General features: G+C 56.8%; 2 protein-coding genes. Both read right to left on the bottom strand.

The annotated features are described in order from the left end of the window. On the bottom strand, nt 1–506 hold a 506-nt coding region (locus A3754_RS21270), incomplete at its 3' end, for an alpha/beta fold hydrolase (RefSeq protein ID WP_156497129.1). Further along, on the bottom strand, nt 493–732 hold a 240-nt coding region (locus A3754_RS21265), incomplete at its 5' end, for a DUF1272 domain-containing protein (protein WP_231880728.1). The genes A3754_RS21265 and A3754_RS21270, both read right to left, overlap by 14 nt.

Raw genomic sequence — 732 nt, 5'->3', positions numbered from 1 at the left:
TAATAACCCAACAACGCCGATGCAGGCGGGATGATGGCGCAAAGAACTTTCAGCTTGCGGCGGGTCTTACCGGTAAAGCCACCCAGCCAGGGGCTGCCACAGGCAGCCAGAATAATGCCGTCTATTTGCTCACCGTAAACACCAGCCGCCATGGCAGAATAATGGCCGCCCAGAGAGTGTCCCATGAGATAAACCGGCAAGGACGAAGAACGGCTTTTCACCCAGTCCAGCGCCATAGGTATTTCATTGACCAAAGCCTCACGAAAGCCCCAGTCGCAGTGATGCGACGGGCGCCAGGGGCTGTCGCCATGGCCTCGTTGTTCCAGTAAGGCCACGTTCAACCCGGCCGCCTGTAATGCCTGCGCCAATGGCTGATAGAAACGCGCCCCCATGCCTAGTGCCGCCATTAAAATCACCGATCCGCTGGCACTTTCTGCCGAGTACCAGTTGACCGGCAAGGTATAGCCTGCGCCGCCAGGCAGAGACATTGGCTCAGCCGCTTTCATTACTGGCCTCCTGACGGCGGGGGCGTTTCACCAGTTCACCCTGACAATTGGGGCAGCGGCTTGCATGGATGGTGCAGCAGTCCACACAGAAGGTGCATTCATAGGAGCAGATATAGGCTTCTGCATCGGCCGCCAGGGAACACTGGCAACTTTCACAACTGGATCGCATTTCAAGCATCTGGATCATCCGATTAGTGCGCTTTGACTTTCTCTTTGCCGCAGCGAT

Source organism: Alcanivorax sp. HI0083 (genome assembly GCF_001635175.1).
This window is presented reverse-complemented; position numbering and strand designations above follow the sequence as displayed.